The sequence below is a fragment of the Xanthobacter sp. SG618 genome (genome assembly GCF_012932745.1).
GTDB classification, from domain to species: Bacteria; Pseudomonadota; Alphaproteobacteria; order Rhizobiales; family Xanthobacteraceae; genus Xanthobacter; species Xanthobacter flavus.
In genome coordinates this window covers 49,693-70,060 of sequence record NZ_JABBHL010000003.1, presented here as the reverse complement: position 1 = coordinate 70,060, position 20,368 = coordinate 49,693, and the positions used below count along the sequence as shown (strand labels likewise).

The window sequence follows — 20,368 nt, the reverse complement described above, 5'->3', positions numbered from 1 at the left end:
ATGTCCAGGATTGCACACGTGGCGACGATATGCGCCGCGCTTGCCATGTCGCTGCCGGCCCATGCTCAGACCCCCGCGGCTCCGCCCGCGGCCGGCAAGATCGCCAACGACATGGTGAAGATCGGCGTTCTCACCGACATGTCGGGGCAGTTCTCCCATGAATCGGGTGAGGGATCCGTCACGGCGGTGAAGATGGCCGTGGAAGACTTCGGCGGGAAGGTCCTCGGCAAGCCCATCGAGGTCATTGTCGCCGACCACCAGAACAAGACCGAGATTGCCATCGCCAAGGCGAAGGAATGGTTCGACGTCGACAAGGTCGACATGATCGCGAACCTCATCAATTCGGCCGTGGCGATCGGCGTCGCCGGGGTGGCGAAGGAAAAGAACGGCATCGCCATCATCAACGGCTCGGGCTCCTCGCGCCTCACCGGCGACATGTGCACGCCGAACTCGATCCACTATGCCTACGACACCTATGCGCTGGCTGTCGGCACGGGGAACGCACTCATCAAGCAAGGCAAGAAGAACTGGTTCTTCCTGACCGCGGACTATGCCTTCGGCCACGCCTTGGAGGCCGACACAGCGTCGGTGGTAAAGGCAGGCGGGGGCAGCGTGGTGGGCGCTGTGCGCTACCCCATCAACACCCTCGATCACGGCTCCTTCATGCTGCAGGCGCAGGGATCGGGAGCGGACGTGATCGCGGTCGCCGGCTCCGGCACCGTCTTCATCAACGCCGTAAAGGCCGCGCACGATTTCGGGCTGACGCAGTCCGGCAAGCAGTCCCTCGCCGGGCTCCTCGTGTGGATCACCGACATCCATTCCATGGGCCTTGAGAATGCCCAGGGCCTCGTGCTCACCAATGCCTTCTACTGGGATCGGGACGACGAGACCCGCGCTTTCTCCAAGCGCTTCGAGGCGCGCATGGGCCGCAAGCCGCACATGGGCGATGCGGGAGACTATTCCTCCACCATGCTCTATCTGAAGGCTGTCGAGGCTGCCGGAACCGATGAGGCTCAGGCCGTCATGGCCAAGATGCGCGAGATGAAGGTCAACGACTTCTTCGCCAAGAACGGCTACATCCGCGCCGATGGCCGCTTCATCCACGACATGTACGTCTATCAGGTGAAGAGTCCTTCGGAATCGAAGGGCCCGTGGGACTATTACAAGCTGGTGCAGGTCATTCCGGGCGAGCAGGCTTTCCGCCCGCTGTCGCAGAGCCAGTGCCCGCTGATCAAGAAGTAGCGGTCCCTGGGCGGCCCCGGCGTGGGGCCGCCCGCTTCCCCGGCCGGGCCTCATCTTGCGTCGCCGGGTCTTGGCTGGGCACATCCTGAGCAGGCGCATCCTCCCCCGACACCAAAATCTCGACTATCCGGTCGCCGGCCTGCGGAGCGCCGTAGAGGGCCGGATCGTAGTTGAGGCGGTAGCGCATGTCGGGGGCCTCGATGGGCTTGCGGCACTTGTTGCACACCACCACCGCGGAAAAATCGTGCCCGCAGTCGAGATGCGTCAGGACCAGCGGCGGATCGCCGGCGGACAGCCACCGGTCGCCCCACGCGCCCATGGTGATGAATGCGCCGTAGAGGTCCTTGCCCATTTCGGTGAGCCGATATTCGTAGCGCTCGGGCAGATCCTGGTACTTGACCCGATCGAACACGCCGCGCGTTACGAGCCGCCCGAGCCTTTCGGTGAGGATGTTGGGCGCGATCCTGAGCTCTGTCTGCATCTGGTCGAACCGCCGCACGCCGAAGAATGCCTCGCGCAGGATAAGAAAGCTCCAGCGGTCGCCGATGATCTCCAGGGAACGCGATACCGAGCTCGGGCGCCCACGCGAGAAGCTCGATGACTCAGCAGTGCGTCGCGCCCGCTTCGCCGGCTCCACGGGGGTGCGGCCAGCGCCTGGTCCGTCGCGGTAGCGCACACGGTTTGCCTTCACCTCGCCGAGGCAGTGGGAACAAGCCACATAGGGTTCGCATTCCTGCCCACAGGTGGCGTGGATCAGCTTGAGCGGCGGCCCTTCCGGGCCGGAAAGCCAGCGGTCGCCGAAGCGGATCAGTGCGACGAAGCTCGGGTACAGCTCCATTCCACAGCGCGTGAGATGATATTCGGCTCGGCTTGAATTCGCCGAATAGTGCACCTGGCGGAAAATGCCGCGCACGGTGAGGCGCTTCAGCCGTTCCGCAAGCGTGCCGCGTGGCAGCCCGAGCGCGGTCCGGAACTGTTCAAACCGCCGCGCGCCGAAGAACGCCTCGCGTATGACGAGGAAGCTCCACGCATCCGACATGATGGAGATTGTGCGTCCGACCGAGCAGTTGCGTTCAAACAGCTGAGGCACCGCCTGGCTCCTGGATGCGGTCTTCGCATTTGGTCCAAGGCCCGCACGCTTCTCGTTCGGCATCTGGCCGCGCACTCCATGTGACAATTTCAGTCCAACTATAATATCAACGAATAAGCCCGTCGCGCGGATATCTATATGGCCGTGAGCGCCCTTGGATGCCCACCCTTATCGCAGCGCTGGCCGCTGCCCCTGGATCACGCTATCCGGGATTTGCAAGGATCAGATGGGCTGAGAGGGGGCGCAGCCACTCAGGCCGCCTCCCACGCTGGGTTGAGGATCCGGGCCGCGAGCGCAGCCTTGTCCTGCGGGAGGAAGCGCCCGGATAGTTTCGCGACCATCTCGGGCGTATTCGGAATTGCGCAGCGGGCTTGCTCGTAGGAGCCCGTGACCTTCAGGATGCGGGTGGCAAGGACGTCACGCACGTTGTGCGGGCCGTAGGGCAATAGGCCCTTGATAGCGCCCCGCTCGGTATAGGGGCTGTAGATGCGCTGCATCGTGAGCCGCCACGCCGCTTGTGCATAGGCTCACTCGGCCGCCGCCAGCCGCACCAGCCGCGCCTCGGTGCCGTGGACGGTGGTGCTCTCGGCCATGTCGCTCTTGAGACCGCCCACCAGCGCGTTCACGTTCGCATCCCCCGGCGAGAAGGCCGGCCAGCGGCCCTTGTGGACGAGGGCAACGCCCGGCTGGGTGCGGTCCGACAGGGTGACGGTGAGCGGCAGCTGCCCTTCCCCGTTGGCGAGCACGACCTTGTCCCCCTCGGCCAGCCCCTCGCGCGCGGCATCATCGGGATGGAGCGCGACGGTGGGCACGCCGAGGCGGCGGTGGATGACCGGATCGTTGCCGTAGCTCGAATTCAACAGCCATGGGGAGGCGGGGGAGAGGACGCGCACGCGGCCGGCCTGCGTGCGCGCATCCGCATGGGGCTGCGGCAGGCGCGGCAGACCGAGCGCCTCCGCCCGCGCGCTCGCCAGCTCGATGCGCCTCGAGGGCGTGTTGAAGGCAAGGCCGGCGAACTGCACCCTGGGCTCCGGGAACACGGTGGCGGTGCCGATGGCGGCCAGATCGGCGAACGTGCCCTCAAAGGGCGTCTGCGCCAGCAGGCGGGCGATGAGATCCGCGTCGGTCTCGAACAGCTCCGGCTCGGCAAATCCCATGGCGGCGGCGAGGCGGCGGAAGATCTCCGAATTGGGCAGCGCCGTGCCGGGCGGATCGCCCGCCTTCACCTGCGCCGAGACGGTGAGGTCGAAATAGGACAGCACCAGGTCGTCGCACTCGAGGAAGCTTGCCGCCGGCAGCACGATGTCCGCATAGGCGGTGGTGTCGGTGTGGAACAGGTCCACCGCCACGTGGAACAGGTCTTCCCGCTTCAGCGCTGCCCTGAGCCGCGCCTGCTCCGGCGAGGAGGCAGCGGGGTTGTTGTTCCAGTTCACGAAGGCCCGCGCAGCCGCCGGGTCCTCCAGCGTTGCCGCAAGGTCCATGTGGCTGATGGCGGGGACACTCTCGCGGGCGAGCGTGGGGGCGGTGACGGTTGCCATGTCGATGCCGCGCCCACCCGGCCCGTTCATGTAGAGGAAGCCGGCGCCCGGCTTGCCCAGATGGCCGGCGAACGCCACCAGCGCCGCCAGCGCGCGGAAGGCGTTGCCGCCATAAGGCTGGCGCTGCACCCCCTGGCCTAGCCAGAGCAGTGAAGGCCCCCCTCCATAGGCGCGCGCCGCCGCGATGATGAGGTCCGCCGGCACGCCGCACAGCTCCGCTGCCCGTTCCGGCGTCATGGCGTCGATGGCCGGGATCAGCTCGTCCGCCCCCAGCACATGGGCTGAAAGGAAGCCTTCGTCCGCCAGCCCGTCCCGGCGCAGCACGTGCATGAAGGCGAAGGCGAGCGCCGCATCGGTGCCGGGCCGCAATTGCAGGTGAAGATCGGCCGCGCGGGCCGTGTCGTGGGCGATGGGGTCCACGGCGATGATGCGCGTGCCCGCCGCCCGCGCGTCCTTCAGCCAGCCCTTGTTCTGGTGAGGGGCCGAGTGGGAGGGGTTGGCACCCCACACGAGGATGGTGCGGGCATCGCGGGCGGTGCGCGGATCGAAGCCTTCGAGGGACTCCCCGAAGATCATCTCCAGCGCCACGTGCCCGGCCTTGTTGCAGACGGTATCCGGATCGATCTCGGTGGCGCCCAGGCGATTGAAGAAGCGTATGGGATACCAGCCGCCGACGAGGCCCACCGTGCCGGTATAGTGGGTGTGCAGGATGGTGCGCGCCGCGCCCTCCTCCAACAGCGCGCCGAAGCGCTCGGCGATGAGGCCGAGCGCTTCGTCCCAAGAAATCGGCGCGAATGTGCCCTCGCCCTTCGCGCCGATGCGCTTGAGGGGGGTCGAGAGCCGCAGGTCCGGCGCGCGCCAAGCGCCGTTATAGACGATGGCGCACTTGCCGCAGAGCGCGCCGCGCGTGATGGCGTGGTCGCGATCGCCCAGCACCTTCTGGATGGCGCCGTCGCGCAGCGTCACCGTGATGCCGCAGGCGTCGTAGCAATCGCGGGGGCAGGTGGTCTTGACCATACGGTCTTCCGCCATGTCGCTCATCGTCCTCTTTCGCGGGCTCCCGAAGCCCCGTGACTGCGATGAACTTATGCGAATCCTGCCCCGATCCCGAAGGCCTCCGCACGCTGGTCTCATTGTTTTTTCGTGAACCGGATCCATGGGAGCGCTTGTGAAGGCCGCGGTTCGGCCTCAGGCTCGATAGTGAAGATTGAGAGGTGTGGCATGGCCAGAATGAATATCGAAGGCGTTTCTCTATTTTCCGTCACGCCGATCGCGTCCGATGGATCGATCGACTTTAGCCGGTGGAAGAAACATCTTGATGAGGCGCTTGCAGCCGGCATCCACAGCCTCACTCTTTTCGGCAGCACGGGCGCCAACGGGTATTTCACCGAAGCGGAGAAGATGCAGGCGCTGGAGGAGATGGCGCGGCACGTGGATGGCCGCATCTCCATCATGACCGGCATCGGCGCCATGACCACGGCGGAGAGCGTGCGCCTTTCGAGGCACGCCGCCGATCACGGCGCCGACGCCGTGCTGGTGGTGCCGCTGAACTATTGGGGCCCGACCGAGCGGGAAATCCTCATCCATTACGAAACGGTGGCGGCCGCGAGCGACCTGCCGGTGTGGCTCTACAACAATCCCGGCCTCGCGGGCATCGACCTCACCCCCGCCATCGTCCAGAAGCTCGCCGCCATCCCGAACGTGGTGGGCATGAAGGATTCGTCCGGCGACCTCTCGCGCGCCTTCATGGTGCCCAAGCTCACCGGCGGCAAGGTGAAGGTGGGCATCGGGCAGGACACGCTGATCCTCGAACCCGCGCTGGCCATTGCGCCCGCCTGGTTCACCGGCCTTGCCAACATCTGCCCGGCCGCCTGCGTCGCCTACTGGAACGCGGCCAAGGCCGGGGACGTGGCCGGCGCCTATGCCGCCGGGATGAAGCTGTTTCCCCTGAGCGAGCTCGGCGGTCGCTACGGCATCATCCGCGTGGCGCATACGGGCATGGACCTGCTCGGCAAGCCGGCCGGTGGGCCGCGTCCCCCCATCCTCGGCCTGGAGCCGGATGCGGCGGCCGAGGTGAAGGCCGCTCTCGACGCGCTCGCCGCCTGAACAGGGGGGCGCGTTTCCGTTTCAAAAAGCCTGAGCGCCAAAGGCGCCGCCTCTCCACCGACCTTCCGGAGATCGACATGAAGCCCACCACAGGTATCGACCGCCGAGGACTTCTCAAGGGCGCGGCAGGTCTTGCGGCCACAAGCGCCCTCGGCGCCTTCCCCATGCCGGCGCTGGCGCAGAATACGCCGCTGAAGATCGGCATCATCGCGCCGCGCGCCGGCACGGCGGCCTATATCGGCGAGAACGGGCTGCGCTCCGCCGAATGGACCGCAAAGAAGATCAACGAGGCCGGCGGCATTGCCGGCCGCAAGATAGAGTTGGTGGTGGAAGAGGAGACCAACGCAAAGGAAACGCTGGAGCGGGCGCGGCGCCTGGTGTTGCAGGAGAAGGTGGACTGCATCCAGGGCGGCTATTCCACCGGCGTGACCCTGCCCATGGCGCCGACGCTGGAAGACATGCAGGTGCTGACCATCTTCTGGGACGGCACCACGCAGGACGGCGTGAAGGAGACCATGCCCTCGCCGAAATTCGTGTTCAAGAGCACCGACAACGAGTGCGAGGCGGTGATGGCCTCGCTCATCGCGGCCAAGCATCTGAAAGGCCAGTTCAAGCGCATCGCCGCCATCAGCCCGGACTATACTTACGGCCGCAACGTGTGGACCGCCTTCAAGGCGCTCAACAAGAAGTTCGGTATCGATGCGGAGGTGGTGTCCGAGCAGTGGTCGAGCTTCAGCCAACTCGACTTCACCTCCAACGTGGCGGCGCTGAAGGCGGCCAAGCCCGACCTCATCTATTGCGTGCTGGGCAATGCGGACCTGCCCATCTTCATGCGCGCCGCCACCAGCGCCGGCCTGACCGACACAGCGCGTATGGTGCTGGTGCAGGCGGGGCACCAGCATGGACAGCTGAAGAAGCCGTTCACCCCCGTGGGCACGCTTTTATGCTACAACACGATGTATTTCGCGAAGCCAAACCCTTCTGCCGCGCAGAAAGAATTCGTCGATTACTATATGGATCGCTTCAAGGACTACCCGCATTGGGAATGCGAGCGCGCCTATTTCGCCATGAACCTCTACAAGACGGGCGTGGAGAAGGTCGTGGCGGCGAAAGGCGGCTCCTGGCCCAAGCCCGAGGAGGTCGCGCAGGCCATGGAGGGCATCACGTTTGAATCCTTCGGTGGTCCGGCGGCCATGCGCAAGGACCATATCGCCGAGGAGGTGTTCTACGGCGGCTTCGGCACCCACGACAATCCGTACGACGTCTCCACCCTCCAGACGCCCTACAGCTATCCCGCCTCCGTGCTCCAGAAGCCGCCGGGCGCGGATTTCTGGGGCTGGCTCGAAACCGCCACCTTCCCGGTCTGACCCCAGACGGGAAGCACGCACCCATGGCAACGGTCGACCTCCTGTTCGCGGCCCTGTTCAACGCCGCGGTGCTGTTCCTCGTCACGGCGGGACTGCAACTCATCTTCGGCGTGCAGCGGATCGTGAACCTCACCGCGGGCTCGCTCTACGCGTTCGGCGCGTATTTCGGGGCGTCGGTGTTCGAGTGGTTTTCGGCGCAGGGCGGCCCGGCCCTCCTGCTGCTGCCGGTGCTGATCGTGGCCGGCCTCCTCGCCGGCCAGGTGGGCTTCCTGGTGGAACGGGTGCTGCGCACCGTCTACGGGCGGGACGAGGCCTTTCAGCTCCTGATGACATTCGCCTTCGTGCTGATGTTCCAGGATGTGCTGCGCTACGTGTGGGGGGCGCAGCCGCGCCTCCTTGCCGACCTGCCGTCGGTCTACGGCATGATCGCCATCGGCGCCTTCACCTTCCCCGCCTACAACGCCGCGGTGATCGCCTGCGCCCTTCTGGTGGCAGGGCTGCTGTGGTGGCTCATCGACCGCACGCCGCTGGGCCACATCATCCGCGCCACGGCGGAGAACCGACAGATGGCCGAGGCGCTAGGGGCAAATACGCGGCGCATCAACATGCTGGTCTTCATGCTCGGCTCCATGCTGGGCACGGTGGGCGGGGCGCTCGTCATCCCCACCACCGCGGCCTCCCTCGAAATGCCCATCGCGCTCATCGTGGAGACCTTCGCGGTGGTGGTCATCGGGGGACTGGGCAGCATTCGCGGCGCCTTCCTCGGCGCGCTCATCGTGGGGCTGCTGCGGGCACTCTCGCTCAGCTACTTCCCGGAGATGGAGGTGATGTCCATCTACCTCGTCGTGGTGTTCGTGCTGGTGCTCCGGCCTTACGGACTGTTCGGAAAGGCCGCGGCATGAAGAACGCGATCGCCTTCGCCCTCATCCTTTCCGGCCTCGCCGCGGCGCCGTTCGTGCTCGGCATGTACTACACGACGCTGATCATCCCCATCATCGCCTATTCCATCGCGCTGCTGGGGCTGAACCTGCTGTTCGGCTATGGCGGGCTTCTGTCATTCGGCCACGCCATGTTCATGGCGGTGGGGGCCTATGCCAGCGCGGTGCTGGGCACCAAGCTCGGCGTGCGCAGCTTTGAGGTGCAATTGCTCGTGGCCATGCTGGCGAGCGGCACCATCGCTGCCCTCATCGGCCTGCTATGCCTGCGCTATGCGACCATCTTCTTCTCCATGCTGACCCTCGCCTTCGGGATGATCTTCCATTCCTTCCTGTTCAAGTTCTACGATCTCACGGGCGGCGAATCCGGCATCTCCGTCGCCCGCCCCAGCCTGTTCGGCATGAACTTCACCTCCATCAGCAAGACGGCTTTCCTCGTCGGGCCGTTCTACTGGTACGTGCTGGGGGTGTTCCTGGCGATGTTCGCCATCATGGCGGTCATCGTCTCTTCGCCCTTCGGGCTCGCGCTCAAGGCCGCGCGGGACAATGAGCGCAAGACGGCCTTCCTCGGCGTCGGCGTCTTCAAGCTGCGCTACGTCGCCTTCGTGCTCTCGGCGGTCTATTGCGCGGTGGGAGGCGCCATCCTCGCCGTGAGCATCGGGGCGGCCGATCCCGAGCAGTCCTTCTGGACACAGTCGGGCAACATGATCTTCATCATCATCCTCGGCGGGCTTGGTCAATTGTTCGGCCCCATCGTCGGCTCCCTGTCCTTCACGCTCCTTCAGGATGCGCTGATGGCCAATACACAATACTGGCGCTTCGCCATGGGGGCGGCTTTGGCCCTGATCATCATCTTCGCGCCGCGCGGCATACTGGGGCTGATCACCGGCCTGTTCGAGAGGAAGCGCTGATGGAAATGCTGCTGCGCGCCTTTGGCATCACCAAGACATACGGGGCCTTCACCGCCCTGTCGGACGTCTCGTTCGACGTAAGCAAGGGGGAAGTGGTGGCGGTCGTCGGCCCCAACGGCGCCGGCAAGACCACCCTCGTCAGCACCCTGTCCGGCCTTTACACACCGGACAGCGGTGACGTGATCTTCGAGGGGCGCTCGGTGCTGGGCCTCGGCCCTGCGGCGCTGGCCCTGCGCGGCCTTGCCCGCTCGTTCCAGCTCGTCACCGTCTATCCCACCTTCACGGTGGAGGACATGATCGCCGTGGGCGCCTTCGCCCGCGCGGGCGAAACCTTCCGCCTGTGGAAGCCGGCGTCTCTCTACAAGGCCGAGCGCGACGAGGTGCGGGCGATCGCCGCCGCCTTCGGCCTCGCGCATCGCCTGTCCACCCCCTGCTCGGCGCTCTCGCAGGGCGAGAAGAAGCTGGTGGACATCGCCAGCGCCCTCACCCTGCGCCCGCGCCTGATGCTGCTGGACGAGCCCACCAGCGGCATTTCCAGCGCCGACAAGCACCGCATCATGGAAACGCTGCTGGACGCGGCGCGCCGCTGCGGTGTGGAGAGCCTCGTCCTGGTGGAGCACGACATGGACCTGATCTCCCGCTACGCCACGCGCGTCATCGGCCTGAAAGCCGGGCAGATCGTCGCCGACATGCGGCCGGATGCCTTCTTCCGCGATCCGGAGGTGATCGACACCCTCGTCGGCAAGGTGCCCCATCATGCTCTCGGTTGAAGGCGTCAGCGTCGACATCGCCGGCGCCCCGATCCTCCACGGTGTTGGCCTGGAGGTGAAGGAGGGCGAGATCGTCTGCCTCGTCGGCCGCAACGGGGCGGGCAAGACCACCCTGCTGCGCACCCTCATGGGTCAGCTGAAGCCGCGGACGGGCGAAATTCGCTGGCGCGGCGCGCTCATCTCCGGACGGTCGCCGCACCATATCGCCCGGCACGGAATCGGCTTCTCGCCCGAGGAGAGCGAGGTGTTCGCCAGCCTCACGGTGGCGCAAAACATCGCCTTCGGCACCTGGACCCGCCCTACCGCGCGGCCCGCGGCGGAGCGCATCGCGCTCGCCTACGAGGTGTTTCCCAAGCTGAAGACCTACATGCAGCGCGGCGGCGCCGAGCTGTCCGGCGGCGAGCGCAAGATGGTGTCCATCGCCCGCGCGCTGGCGCTCGACCCTGACCTTTTGCTGCTCGACGAGCCGTTCGAGGGCCTCTCACCCGCCATCATCCCCACCATCGCCGCCGGTATCGCCTCCATCCGTGCCGCGGGAAAGGCTGTCCTGATGGCGGAATCCAACGTCCAGCACATTCCCGAATACGTCTCGCACATCCATGTCATCGAGCGCGGCGAGATCGTCTTTCGCGGTAGTCTGGAGGCGGCACGGTCCGATCCCGGCGTGCGCGGGGTGGTCTCCGGCCTCGCCTGAACAAGCCTGCGCGAGGAGCCATCCTGCATTGTGATGGCATATTAATTGCCTGATTCCCGGATGGGGCAAGGAACAGGCAGGCTCATGATTCCGCTGCATCTCGACCGCTCGGACGCCTCGACGCTACAGGAGCAGATCTACGAACAGGTGCGCGCCGCCATCCTCGCCGACACGCTCCGGCCTGGAACGCCGCTTCCCTCGTCGCGGGAGCTGGCGCGGGAGCTGAAGGTTTCGCGCAACACCGTGGTGCTCGCGTTCGAGCGGCTGGCGAAGGAGGGCTATCTCGCCATGCGGCCGGGCGCGGGAACCTTCGTCTGCGACATGCTGCCCGAATCCTGCCTGGGGCTTGCCTGCCTCGACCGGCCCAGTGGTGCGTCCACGCCGTCCACGCCGCCTTCGAATGAGGCACCGAAACCGGCAGGACCGGCGGTGGTGCACCCGCCCGTGCTGCTGCGCGCCGGGGCCCTGCGCATGGTGCAGACCGGCCCCACGCGGTTGCAGGTGGATTTCTGGTACGGCAGCGCCAACAGCCGCAATTTCCCGCTGCGCGAGTGGCGGCAGCTGCTGCTGGAAAACCTGTCGCGCGCCAGCGGCAACCTTTCCGGCTATGGCCCGCCGGAAGGCGCCATCGAGCTGCGCCGCGCCATCGCCACGCATGTCTCCGCCAACCGGGCGATCCCGGCCGATCCGGACCAGGTGATCATCACCGCCGGGGCCCAGGAGGGCTTCAACCTCGTCAGCCGCCTGTTCGTGCAGCCGGGCGTGAAGATCGCGGTGGAGGACCCGTGCTATGCGGGCGCGGCGCTGGTCTTCTCCAGCTATGGCGGCACGCTCGTGCCGGTGCCGGTGGACCCGGGCGGCCTGTGCACGGAGCTGCTCGCCGGCTGCGGGGCGACCTTGGCCTACGTGACGCCGTCCCACCAGTTCCCCACCGGCACCACCATGAGCGCCGGTCGCCGGCGCGAACTGCTTTCGTGGGCGCAGCGCAGCGGCGCCTATATCATCGAGGACGATTACGACAGCGACTTCCGCTATGACGGCCCGCCGCTTGCGGCGCTGGCGGGGCTCAACGGCAACACGTCGGTGATCTATCTTGGCACCTTCTCGAAATCCATCGGTGCGGGGCTGCGTATCGGCTACGCCGTGGTGCCGAAGCAACTCGTCGGACCCATCCGCCACGTCAAGAGCATCGCCAGCTACGGGCATCCGTGGATCGACCAGATCGTGCTCGCCGACTTCATCGCGCAGGGCCGGTTCGCCCGCCATGTGCGGCGCATCCGCCAGACCTACAGCGAGGCGCGCCAGACGCTGGTGGAGAGCCTGACGGAGCATTTCGGCACCGCCCGCATCTCCGGCGCCGAGGCCGGGATGCATGTGATGTGGACGCTGCCGGATCATTTCCCCTCCGTGCAGGAGGTGGCGCAGCTGGCGGCCGAGGAAGGTGTGGGCGTCTATACGCTGGAGGCGGCCGGCGCGCACGAGATCGGGCCATCCCGCTATCCGCGTGCCCTCGTGCTGGGCTACGCCGCGCTCACGCCGGAGGCGATCCGCACCGGCATCGCCCGCATCGCCCGCGCGCTCAAGCGGGCCGGCGTGGACCTTACGCCGCGCTACGGCCGGGTGCGGCGGAGTTCGCTCCTCAGCCACGGCGGGCCGCCCTGAGAACCGGCGCACCGCGGGGCCCCGTCACCGGGCTCACCGGAAGCGGCCGCCATCGGTGAAGGCATCCGACACGAAGTCGAGGCTCCAGCGGATACAGGCGTGGGCCACGGCTTACGCCTCGTATCGGGCGTCACCATTTTTTGCGGCAACGTCCTTCAGGATGGCGTTGTCCAGCATCCGCTCGGCGAGCAGCTTCTTCAGGCGGGCGTTCTCATCTTCGAGCGCCTTCAGCTGGCGGGCACCGGACATGTCCATGCCGCCATACTTTGCCTTGAACGTGTAAAAGGTCGCCGAGGAGATGCCATGCTTAGGTTCAGGAGCATACGTCAGCACCTGACGATGCCATCAATCATGCCAACAGATGTCCAAAGACGGCCACCGACCGGGTGGGGTGTCTAATTTGTTGATTTTGTTTGATTTATCGACGTCAGTCGACGTTAGCATATGATGAAATGGTGCCGGGTGAGGGCACTTAATTATTCCATCAAGATACTGAGAATATTGAGAGAGTTTTCCCGCATTGCCATTCGGTGCCAGCAGAAGTGCCAACAAGCCTGATCGCTGCCCCAAGGCGCTCTATCTGGGATTTGTCAGGACCAGGTGGGATTGGGCGGCACGCGTCCGCTCAGGCCGCCTCCCATACTCGGTTCAAGATCTGAGCGGCGAGCGCGGCCTTGTCCTGCGGTAGAAATCGGCCGTAGTGGCTCGCGACCATCTCCGGCGTGTCCTGAATGGCGTAGCTCGCCTGTTCGTAGGAGCCCGTCACCTTCAGGATGTGCGTCGCCAGCACGTCGCGCACATTGTGAGGCCCATGAGGCAGCAGCCCCTTGATGGCGCCCCGCTCGGTATAGGGGTTGAAGATACCGTAGCGCTGTATCGTCTGCCGCCATGCCTCATAAAACGTGTTCTGGCAATATGCCGGATCCGTCGTCTTCGCCTTCACCGACTTGACGAAGAAGGTACGGGGATCGGAGGCTCCTCGCAGGAGCACCTTCCGGTGTCGGTCGATATAGGCGTCGATGTAGTGGTAGAGGCTGCCGAGGTCGGGCAGCACCAAGCGGAAAGGCTTCGAGCCGAAATAGGACGAGGTGGCGTTCTTGAAGGCACACGCCGGAATGAACACCTCCCACCCCTGATCCCGCTCGCTCCAGCGTAGCTCTCCTCGCTTTGCATCCTCAAGCTGGCGCTCTGTCGCCGGCGTTTGGCCGCGTGGGCAGACGAGAAGCTGCCTGAGGTTCTTCTGCCGTAGGCCGAGGTGCAACCCGAGGCGGATCATCAGGAAGGACCGGACAGCCTCGGCCGCCGCCATGGGATAGCGCTTGGCGTCGGGCATGAGGCGGAGGATTTCCGCGGGGATCTTAAGATACTCCCGCACTGGGCTTTCGGCCTCGAGCACCGCCAGGATTGGTTCGAACGGGTCGCGATGAACGCGCACGACGCGGTTAATCTCCCGCACGCGAGCGTGCGCGTGCTTCTGGAGAGCATCGCAGGCGCCCTCCCAGTCTGCTCGCGCCGTCGCAATGTCCACTTTGGTGATGAGGTTGGGGATCGGGCGCAGACGGTCAGCAAGGGCCGGATGTTGCCGGATCCATCCTGTGTCCTTTCTCGTGAAGGATAGCCCGAGCGCCAGCATCTCCGACTCCCACCGAGTGAAGAAGCCGCGCCGGCGCTCGCGCCATTGCACGTACCAATCCCACACAATGGGGAAGACCAGCAGACCAAACGTCAAGTCCTCAAGCGGGACGCCGAACCCGCGGACCGCCCCGCTCGGTGCCGCGGCCAGCGCGCCGAACATCAGGCCGAAATGCTCGATCCGCTGGGATGCCGTTTCTTCGCCCCAGACGCCGCTACGTTGCAGGCCGAAGCTTGTGAGCGTTGATGTTTTGAACCGGACGAGCTGAGCCATCTCGGCAGCGAGCGCTGCGGGCGCGTCGGTGATGGTGCCGGAAAGGTCGGGATCAAGGTCTGCTCCAACCGCTTCCTCATCGACGGCGGCGCGGGCCCGGCGCAGTTTCTTCGACTGAAACTCCGGGAAGCGGATCGCGTAGGGGTGCTTCATGGCTGCCGCCTGGAACTGCCGATATTCGGTCGTTCCGGTGATGACCACCCGCTGGACCCATTCGAGAATCGCTTCCCGTTCATGAAGCGGTCGGCGATCGAAGTCATGGGGGAGGTGCCAAGCCAGGCGCCGACGCTCCGCGGCCGTGATGCCAGGAAGTTTCTTCGCGGATGGGCTGCGGTCAGACATTGGTAGCTTGGATCTGAAGTAGCCCAGCGGAAGACGATAGCGCCGATCTAGGAAATCCAATGCGGCGAGGCTATCAGCCGATCGAGGGCATTTTTCGCCGTGCACCCACGAGCGTATTGTCGTCCAGTTCGTGGGAAAACCACCAACAGTAATTGCTTTAGCGAGGTGTTTTGTCGAATCGTCATGCCGCTCCATGTGCAGCGTCAATGCGTCAGAGAACTCGCAGAGATCTAGCCAGTGTTTGGTCTTTGCCGGCGGGAACTCCACGACCGGCTTCGCAGGTCGCCCAGCTCCGCGTCGCGCACCACCACGTCCCAGCGATCTCAGAGCGGTTTCTTGCTCAGAGGCACTCCCAAGCAATCTCGCGCTAGGCTCTCTGGCGGCGGCCGTGGTCGACAGCGCGTCGGAGATGTTGATCCGCGTGCTGACTTTTTTGGACATTCGGCGGCTGCGTGAGATCTCACGGGAGAGTGCTTCCACCACGGGAGACAGCGTCTGAGCCGCTTGCTCCATGATCTGGGGGTCTATCTCACAAGCAGCAGCGATTGCGTTCCAGTCGATCGAGCGATGTTGCGCCGACGGCGATCTCCCTTCGGTCAAAAGCTCTAGCAGGTATCGTTGAAAGTTCGCCACCTCGCGAGGGGATAGTACCGTAGCAGCTCGTGTGCGGCAGAATAGTACCATCATCCGGGCGAACTTCGTCTTTGGTCTGCCGATCATTATTTATGATGCTCCGGCGCCGCGGGTAGCGGCGGCAAGGGCGCGCTGTTTCCATGATTCACCAGCCGGCGAAAAGCCCCTGGCAGCGGTATTATGTGGATGACTGAGAACATCGCCGGATTGCAGCTTCTTTCTCAATCAGCCACACGCCTGGCGGCGTACCCGGGCGACGAACTCAGCCCAATGCCGAGAGCACCACTCCCACCACCCCGCATGCGGCGAGCGTCGGGAGCATCCCGAGCCTCAGCCGGAACATGGCGAGCATGGCCATCGCGGAGAGCGCAGCCGCCCGCCAGTCGATGGAGGCGAGCACGGGCAGGTCCGGCCCGATGCCGTGCCAGTCCACGCTCACCACCTGCCGGAAGACGACATGGATGGCGAACCACAAGGCGAGGTTCAGGATCACGCCGACTACCGCCGCCGTGATCGCGGACAGGGCTGCCCCGAGCGCGCGGTTGCCGCGCAGCGCCTCCACGTAGGGCGCCCCGAGGAAGATCCAGAAAAAGCAGGGCGCGAAGGTCACCCAGAGCGTCAGCAGGGCGCCGAGGCACCCCTCCAGCATCGGATTGAGAACGCCGGGCGCACGATAGGCCGCGAGGAAGCCGACGAACTGCAGCACCATGACGAGGGGGCCGGGCGTGGTTTCGGCGAGGCCGAGGCCATCCAGCATCTCGCCGGGCACGAGCCAGCCGAAGCCGTCCACCGCGGCCTGCGCCACATAGGCGAGTACCGCATAGGCCCCGCCGAAAGTGACGACCGCCATCAGGCTGAAGAAGGAGCCGATCTGCGTCCACACGCTGTCGCTGCCGAAGGTCGCCCACAGCACAACGACCGGGCCGAGCCACAGGGGCAGCCAGACCGCGATGATGCCGCCCGCCCGCCGCAGCGATGGCTCGGCATGGGCCAGCTCTCCTCGCTCGAACATCTGGTCCACGACACCATCGGCGTCGGCCTTGCCGCCCGCGTGGCCCGCGCTCTGGAACAGATCCGGCGCGGCTCGGCTGCCCGCCCATCCGGCGAGGCCGGCGGAGAGGATGATGAGCGGGAACGGGACATGCAGGACATAGATGGCCAGGAAGGCGAGGCCGGCGATCGCCACCATGAGGCGGTTCTTCAGTGCGCGACGGCTGATCCGCAGCAGTGCCTCCACCACCACCGCCAGCACGGCCGCCTTCACGCCGAGGAAAGCGGCATCGATGAGCGGCACGTGGCGGTACAGCGCATAGAGGATGCTGAGCGCCAGCATCACGACGGCGCCGGGCAGCACGAACAGCAGGCCGGCCACCAGCCCGCCCGCGGTGCGGTGCATGAGCCAGCCGATATAGGTGGCGAGCTGCTGCGCCTCGGGGCCGGGCAGGAGCATGCAGTAGTTCAGGGCGTGCAGGAACCGCTGCTCGCCGATCCAGCGGCGCTCCTCCACCAGTTCCCGGTGCATGAGCGCGATCTGCCCGGCCGGGCCGCCGAAGCTCAGGCAACCGATCTTGGCCCAAACTTTCACCGCCTCGCGGAACGTCGGGCGCGCGGGTGCTGCGGCCGGGCCGCTCGTTTCCAAGGTGATGGCCATGGCGCGCCCCTCAGCCCTGCTTCTGCTGGCCGGCGGGCCAGTTGTGGGTTTCCTCCACGGCGTCCCGACACCAGCGATAGAAGGCGTCGTAGAGCAGCATGCCGGCGTCGAGCTGCTGCAGGTCGTCCCGATACATGCGGGAGAGGCCGAGGGAGGCCGCGAGGAAGCCTGCCGCCTGGGGCGACAGGTCGAGGCGTGCCGTATCCGCGGCGCGAACGATGACCGCGAGGTGGTCGAGGACGGGGGACCGCAGCCCGAACTCCGCGATCATGGTGTCGAAGGTGCAGCCGTCGCCGCGGTGGCTCCAGAACGCGCCGTCGATGTCGAAGGGCGCGGCGCCGAAGGTCGATGCCACGCTTTCGACCTCGGAGGCACCGACATAGAGGAAGGCCGCGTCGGGATCGATGAAGCGGCGGATCAGCCAGGGGCAGGCGATGCGGTCCACCTTCGGGCGGGCGCGCGTGACCCAAACCGTGCGCCCGGCCGCATCGCGCGGCGGCAGGGCGGCCTCGGAGAAGAGCACGCCGCCGCCGTCCCGCCACGCCGCGAAGCCGCCTTCCAGCGTTTCCGCCGCAACGCCCTGGATCCGAAGCCACGCGGCCACGCCCTGGCTGATCTTGTGGCCCCTCTGGCAGACCACGACGACGGTTCGTCCCGCCAAGGCGGGGCCCCAGTCCGCGACGTTCGCATGGGACCGCCGCCGGGCCGCCGGGAGCATTCGCCTGTCGGCGGCGAAATCGTCGTCGGTGCGCACGTCGATGATGACGGGCGCGGTCGGCAGGCCGACGAGGCGACCGAGCTGCGCCACGGTGATTTCAGTGTTTGAAGGCACGAGCGTCCATCCCTGGGCAGAGGGGAGAAAGGACGCGATTTCAGGCTGGCGCCTCACGGGGCAATCGCGGGAGCCCCTTGCGGACAGATTAGCCAGACCGCTGATCCACGCGCAACCCCGCAGAACGCTTATGCGCCGTGTCCGTGCCTGTGATGGATGTCCGGGTAGTGCGGGTGCCGGTGCATCATCGGCGCATGCCGGTGCCAATGGCTGTGCGGCTCACCGGACGGCGTGTCCGCATCGTGGGCGTGCTGGTGGTGCGCGTCGTGGCGGTGGCGGTGCTCGTGCTCCAGCGCCTCGTGGGCATGCTCGTGCTCATGCTGTTCGGAGAGGTGCAGCCAGAGGCCGAGCGCCATCAGGAGGCCCGCAATCACGAGCTGGAGCGTCACCGCCTCGCCGAGCAGCGCGATGGCGAGGACCGCGCCCGCGAACGGCGCGAGCGAGAAATAGGCGCCGGTGCGCGCGGCGCCCAGGTGGCGCAGTGCGAGCACGAACAGGGCGAGGCTGACGCCATAGCCGAAGAAGCCGACCACCGCGGCCGCCCCCAAGATCCCCAACGCGGGAAAGGCGGCTCCGTGGCCGAGGGCGATCACGAGATTGATGGTTCCGGCTATCAGTCCCTTGAGCATGGCGATCTGCACCGGATCGGCGGAGGAGAGCTTCCGGGTGAGGTTGTTGTCGATGCCCCAGCACAGGCACGCGCCCGCGATCAGCGCTGCTCCGAGGTCGAGCGTCGCCCGGCCCTGCCATGACAGCAGCGCGGCGCCGGCGAGAATGGCGAGCGCGCCCAGAAGGAGGCGTCTGTCCACATTCTCACGGAAAGCGATCCAGGCGATGGCCATGGTCGCCACGCCTTCCAGATTGAGCAGAAGGGATGCGCTGGCGGCATCGGTCCGGGCGAGGCCGAACATGAGCAGCAAGGGGCCGAGGATGCCGCCCGCGAGAATCACCAGCGCGAGCCATGGCACGTCGCTCCTTCGCAGCGGCGCTTCCACCGCTGGCAGCCGGAGCGCGGCCCGGGACAGGTGGACAGCGGCGAGGCCCACGCCTGCCCCGAGATAGAGAAGGCCGGCCATCATCCACGTGTCGACGGCGCCGAGAAGCAGCTTGGCGAGCGGCGTGCTCGCGCCGAACAGCAGGGCGGACAGCAGACCAAAGATGATCCCGATGTTCATGGTTATCTCCCCTTGGGAGCACGTCTATCCGCTGGCGGTGCGGGGGGTGAAACGGTTGGTTCCGATCCTCCCATTATGCGCACAGATAGATTCTCGGCGGCCTGGTCAACGCGAAGGAACGCCTCCCAGCAGCCGTCCGGGTTCAGCACCGCTATTCCGCCGCATGGGATTCGACATGCCGGCGCACCTCAGGCACCACGGCAGCGTCGCACCATTGGGTGATGCGGGCGGTTTCCACGCCACGATCGGCGTCATAATGGCTGCGCACCGCCATCAGCGCGATGGCGCGTGCCGCGTCGGCGGACCGCCGAACGAGGCGCTCAGCGTCCTCCTCCGGAAGCTGGGCGGCGGCCCCTGTCTTGACGTGATGAGCCAGTCCGTTGACCCCGCCGTCCTTGCCGACCGTCTGAGACAGGGCCGAAGGCGTGAACTGGCCGCAATAGACGGCGAGGTTTTGGAGGGTGAAGGCCTGGACCAGATCGCGCTCGCTGTGGCTCTCGCTCGCCTCCGCCGGCGCGAGCACAAGAAGGGCTGCGAGCGCCCCGAAGGAACGCAGAATCCACACTGAGGGTGGGACGGCCCTCATTTGGCCGTGCCCCACACCCGCATGCACTGGTCGTAGCGCATGGTGCAATGGGTGATCTCGTGCGGCCGGAATGCGCGGTTGCTGCTGATGCATTCGGACTTGGTCTTCGCGCAAAAGAGGTTGTGCGCGCCGGCGCTGCCGTGCTCGCAGCCGGCGTCCGAGGCGCTTGCCGGCCGCGCGGGTTGGATGCCGTCTGCGAGGGCCGGGCCCAGGGCAAGACTGCCGAGAGCGAGGCAGATGAGGCTTGTGTAGCGCAGGCCTTTCATGGCGTGCCTTTCGTGATGGGTGTGGCGTGGGTGCTGGGGGCGGCGGCCGGCCAGCGGGACCGTCCCTCCGTGGCCTGAGGGACGACAGGTCTGCTCCGCCCCTCGGGTGCGGGATGCGCAAGGCCGAGTTGCACATCACGGAAGTCGTGCTTCGCCCTTTCGCGATAGGTGCTCGGCCGCGGGTCCAGGCCGAGTGCCGGCGACCCGAGGCCGAGCAAGGCGGCGACGGCCGCAGCCGCGCGGCCGATCCTTCGATGCCGTGCCATCGGTGGGTCCTAAGGCGCCGTGAACTTCGCTTGGCCGGACTTCCCGGCCGGCGTCTTGATGAGCAGGGTCACGGCGGCGCCCCTGGGGACGGGCGCGGGCGCCTTCCCGGAGAGGGCCTCGCCAGCGGCAGCGAGCGGCAGCGTCTTGCGTTCGGTCCCGGCCGCAACCATGGCGGAGCCCGTGAAGCCGGCGGCGCTGAGGGGTTTGCCCGCCTCGTCGAGGAGATTGAAGATCACGGCCTCTCCGGCGACGACCAACTCCACATGAACGCCCGCCACGTCCTCCATGGGGCCGCCGTTCGGCCCCTTCTGGGCGCCGTGGGCGTGCTGGGCGAAGGCCGGGCCGGCGGCGACGAGGCTGAGGGCGACGATCAGGCTTTTGAGCATGGGGTTTCT

Annotated in this window: 17 protein-coding genes and 2 pseudogenes; 8 read left to right on the top strand and 11 right to left on the bottom strand. The window is 66.5% G+C overall.

Annotation, left to right across the window (positions count from 1 at the left end):
• A complete protein-coding gene (locus tag FHT36_RS09710; protein ID WP_169122316.1) occupies positions 1-1,242 on the top strand; it encodes an ABC transporter substrate-binding protein in 1,242 nt (413 codons plus the stop codon).
• Here the strand turns inward: FHT36_RS09710 and FHT36_RS09705 are convergent.
• The 3 genes and pseudogenes from FHT36_RS09705 to FHT36_RS09695 all read right to left on the bottom strand — a co-directional run bounded on the left by FHT36_RS09705 (position 1,232) and on the right by FHT36_RS09695 (position 4,902).
• Positions 1,232-2,395, bottom strand: coding sequence for a helix-turn-helix domain-containing protein (locus FHT36_RS09705; RefSeq protein ID WP_169122315.1), 1,164 nt, complete (start codon positions 2,393-2,395; stop codon positions 1,232-1,234). The genes FHT36_RS09710 and FHT36_RS09705 overlap by 11 nt on opposite strands.
• Positions 2,396-2,583: 188 nt before the next feature.
• Positions 2,584-2,844: pseudogene (locus FHT36_RS09700) on the bottom strand (hypothetical protein); the annotation flags it as partial.
• A 15-nt stretch (positions 2,845-2,859) separates the two neighbouring features.
• Complete coding sequence (locus tag FHT36_RS09695; protein WP_169122314.1) at positions 2,860-4,902, bottom strand: molybdopterin-dependent oxidoreductase; 2,043 nt, start codon at positions 4,900-4,902, stop codon at positions 2,860-2,862.
• A gap of 189 nt (positions 4,903-5,091) precedes the next feature.
• Here FHT36_RS09695 and FHT36_RS09690 point away from each other — a divergent pair, with 189 nt between their 5' ends.
• The 7 genes from FHT36_RS09690 to FHT36_RS09660 all read left to right on the top strand — a co-directional run bounded on the left by FHT36_RS09690 (position 5,092) and on the right by FHT36_RS09660 (position 12,315).
• On the top strand, positions 5,092-5,976 hold the full coding sequence (locus tag FHT36_RS09690; protein ID WP_169122313.1) for a dihydrodipicolinate synthase family protein: 885 nt from the start codon (positions 5,092-5,094) through the stop codon (positions 5,974-5,976).
• A gap of 77 nt (positions 5,977-6,053) precedes the next feature.
• Entirely contained in the window at positions 6,054-7,343 is a 1,290-nt protein-coding gene (locus tag FHT36_RS09685; RefSeq protein ID WP_169122312.1) for an ABC transporter substrate-binding protein, read from the top strand.
• Between the two features lie 23 nt (positions 7,344-7,366).
• Positions 7,367-8,245, top strand: a complete 879-nt coding sequence (locus FHT36_RS09680) for a branched-chain amino acid ABC transporter permease (RefSeq protein WP_169122311.1) — start codon at positions 7,367-7,369, stop codon at positions 8,243-8,245.
• Complete coding sequence (locus tag FHT36_RS09675; protein WP_169122310.1) at positions 8,242-9,189, top strand: branched-chain amino acid ABC transporter permease; 948 nt, start codon at positions 8,242-8,244, stop codon at positions 9,187-9,189. The genes FHT36_RS09680 and FHT36_RS09675 overlap by 4 nt, the downstream gene beginning before the upstream one ends.
• Positions 9,189-9,959: an ABC transporter ATP-binding protein gene (locus FHT36_RS09670; RefSeq protein WP_169122309.1), complete on the top strand. Its 771-nt coding sequence runs from the start codon at positions 9,189-9,191 to the stop codon at positions 9,957-9,959. Before FHT36_RS09675 ends, FHT36_RS09670 begins: the two co-directional genes overlap by 1 nt.
• Complete coding sequence (locus tag FHT36_RS09665) at positions 9,946-10,653, top strand: ABC transporter ATP-binding protein (RefSeq protein WP_169122308.1); 708 nt, start codon at positions 9,946-9,948, stop codon at positions 10,651-10,653. The genes FHT36_RS09670 and FHT36_RS09665 overlap by 14 nt, the downstream gene beginning before the upstream one ends.
• Before the next feature lie 84 nt (positions 10,654-10,737).
• The gene (locus FHT36_RS09660) at positions 10,738-12,315 is read left to right on the top strand and encodes a PLP-dependent aminotransferase family protein (protein WP_169122307.1); all 1,578 of its coding nucleotides are present in this window, start codon (positions 10,738-10,740) and stop codon (positions 12,313-12,315) included.
• 138 nt (positions 12,316-12,453) lie between these two features.
• Here the strand turns inward: FHT36_RS09660 and FHT36_RS09655 are convergent.
• The 8 genes and pseudogenes from FHT36_RS09655 to FHT36_RS09620 all read right to left on the bottom strand — a co-directional run.
• Positions 12,454-12,624 (bottom strand): annotated as a pseudogene (locus FHT36_RS09655) (transposase); the annotation flags it as partial.
• A 316-nt stretch (positions 12,625-12,940) separates the two neighbouring features.
• Positions 12,941-15,004 (bottom strand): hypothetical protein, encoded by a 2,064-nt coding sequence (locus FHT36_RS09650; protein WP_407077064.1) that lies wholly within the window; start codon positions 15,002-15,004, stop codon positions 12,941-12,943.
• A gap of 454 nt (positions 15,005-15,458) precedes the next feature.
• On the bottom strand, positions 15,459-16,847 hold the full coding sequence (chrA, locus tag FHT36_RS09645; RefSeq protein WP_169122306.1) for a chromate efflux transporter: 1,389 nt from the start codon (positions 16,845-16,847) through the stop codon (positions 15,459-15,461).
• A 10-nt stretch (positions 16,848-16,857) separates the two neighbouring features.
• The gene (locus FHT36_RS09640; protein ID WP_169122305.1) at positions 16,858-17,679 is read right to left on the bottom strand and encodes a sulfurtransferase/chromate resistance protein; all 822 of its coding nucleotides are present in this window, start codon (positions 17,677-17,679) and stop codon (positions 16,858-16,860) included.
• 128 nt (positions 17,680-17,807) lie between these two features.
• Positions 17,808-18,854: a DMT family transporter gene (locus FHT36_RS09635; RefSeq protein ID WP_169122304.1), complete on the bottom strand. Its 1,047-nt coding sequence runs from the start codon at positions 18,852-18,854 to the stop codon at positions 17,808-17,810.
• 151 nt (positions 18,855-19,005) lie between these two features.
• Positions 19,006-19,419, bottom strand: coding sequence for a hypothetical protein (locus FHT36_RS09630; protein WP_169122303.1), 414 nt, complete (start codon positions 19,417-19,419; stop codon positions 19,006-19,008).
• A 17-nt stretch (positions 19,420-19,436) separates the two neighbouring features.
• A complete protein-coding gene (locus FHT36_RS09625; RefSeq protein ID WP_169122302.1) occupies positions 19,437-19,706 on the bottom strand; it encodes a hypothetical protein in 270 nt (89 codons plus the stop codon).
• A 275-nt stretch (positions 19,707-19,981) separates the two neighbouring features.
• Positions 19,982-20,359: a hypothetical protein gene (locus tag FHT36_RS09620; RefSeq protein ID WP_169122301.1), complete on the bottom strand. Its 378-nt coding sequence runs from the start codon at positions 20,357-20,359 to the stop codon at positions 19,982-19,984.
• Positions 20,360-20,368 lie beyond the last annotated feature (9 nt).

Coding starts and splice junctions, on each gene's coding strand:
- FHT36_RS09710 (WP_169122316.1), top strand. CDS start 1: ATGTCCAGGATTGCACACGTGGCGACGATATGCGCCGCGCTTGCCATG.
- FHT36_RS09705 (WP_169122315.1), bottom strand. CDS start 2,395: ATGCCGAACGAGAAGCGTGCGGGCCTTGGACCAAATGCGAAGACCGCA.
- FHT36_RS09695 (WP_169122314.1), bottom strand. CDS start 4,902: ATGGCGGAAGACCGTATGGTCAAGACCACCTGCCCCCGCGATTGCTAC.
- FHT36_RS09690 (WP_169122313.1), top strand. CDS start 5,092: ATGGCCAGAATGAATATCGAAGGCGTTTCTCTATTTTCCGTCACGCCG.
- FHT36_RS09685 (WP_169122312.1), top strand. CDS start 6,054: ATGAAGCCCACCACAGGTATCGACCGCCGAGGACTTCTCAAGGGCGCG.
- FHT36_RS09680 (WP_169122311.1), top strand. CDS start 7,367: ATGGCAACGGTCGACCTCCTGTTCGCGGCCCTGTTCAACGCCGCGGTG.
- FHT36_RS09675 (WP_169122310.1), top strand. CDS start 8,242: ATGAAGAACGCGATCGCCTTCGCCCTCATCCTTTCCGGCCTCGCCGCG.
- FHT36_RS09670 (WP_169122309.1), top strand. CDS start 9,189: ATGGAAATGCTGCTGCGCGCCTTTGGCATCACCAAGACATACGGGGCC.
- FHT36_RS09665 (WP_169122308.1), top strand. CDS start 9,946: ATGCTCTCGGTTGAAGGCGTCAGCGTCGACATCGCCGGCGCCCCGATC.
- FHT36_RS09660 (WP_169122307.1), top strand. CDS start 10,738: ATGATTCCGCTGCATCTCGACCGCTCGGACGCCTCGACGCTACAGGAG.
- FHT36_RS09650 (WP_407077064.1), bottom strand. CDS start 15,004: ATGTCCAAAAAAGTCAGCACGCGGATCAACATCTCCGACGCGCTGTCG.
- chrA (WP_169122306.1), bottom strand. CDS start 16,847: ATGGCCATCACCTTGGAAACGAGCGGCCCGGCCGCAGCACCCGCGCGC.
- FHT36_RS09635 (WP_169122304.1), bottom strand. CDS start 18,854: ATGAACATCGGGATCATCTTTGGTCTGCTGTCCGCCCTGCTGTTCGGC.
- FHT36_RS09625 (WP_169122302.1), bottom strand. CDS start 19,706: ATGAAAGGCCTGCGCTACACAAGCCTCATCTGCCTCGCTCTCGGCAGT.
- FHT36_RS09620 (WP_169122301.1), bottom strand. CDS start 20,359: ATGCTCAAAAGCCTGATCGTCGCCCTCAGCCTCGTCGCCGCCGGCCCG.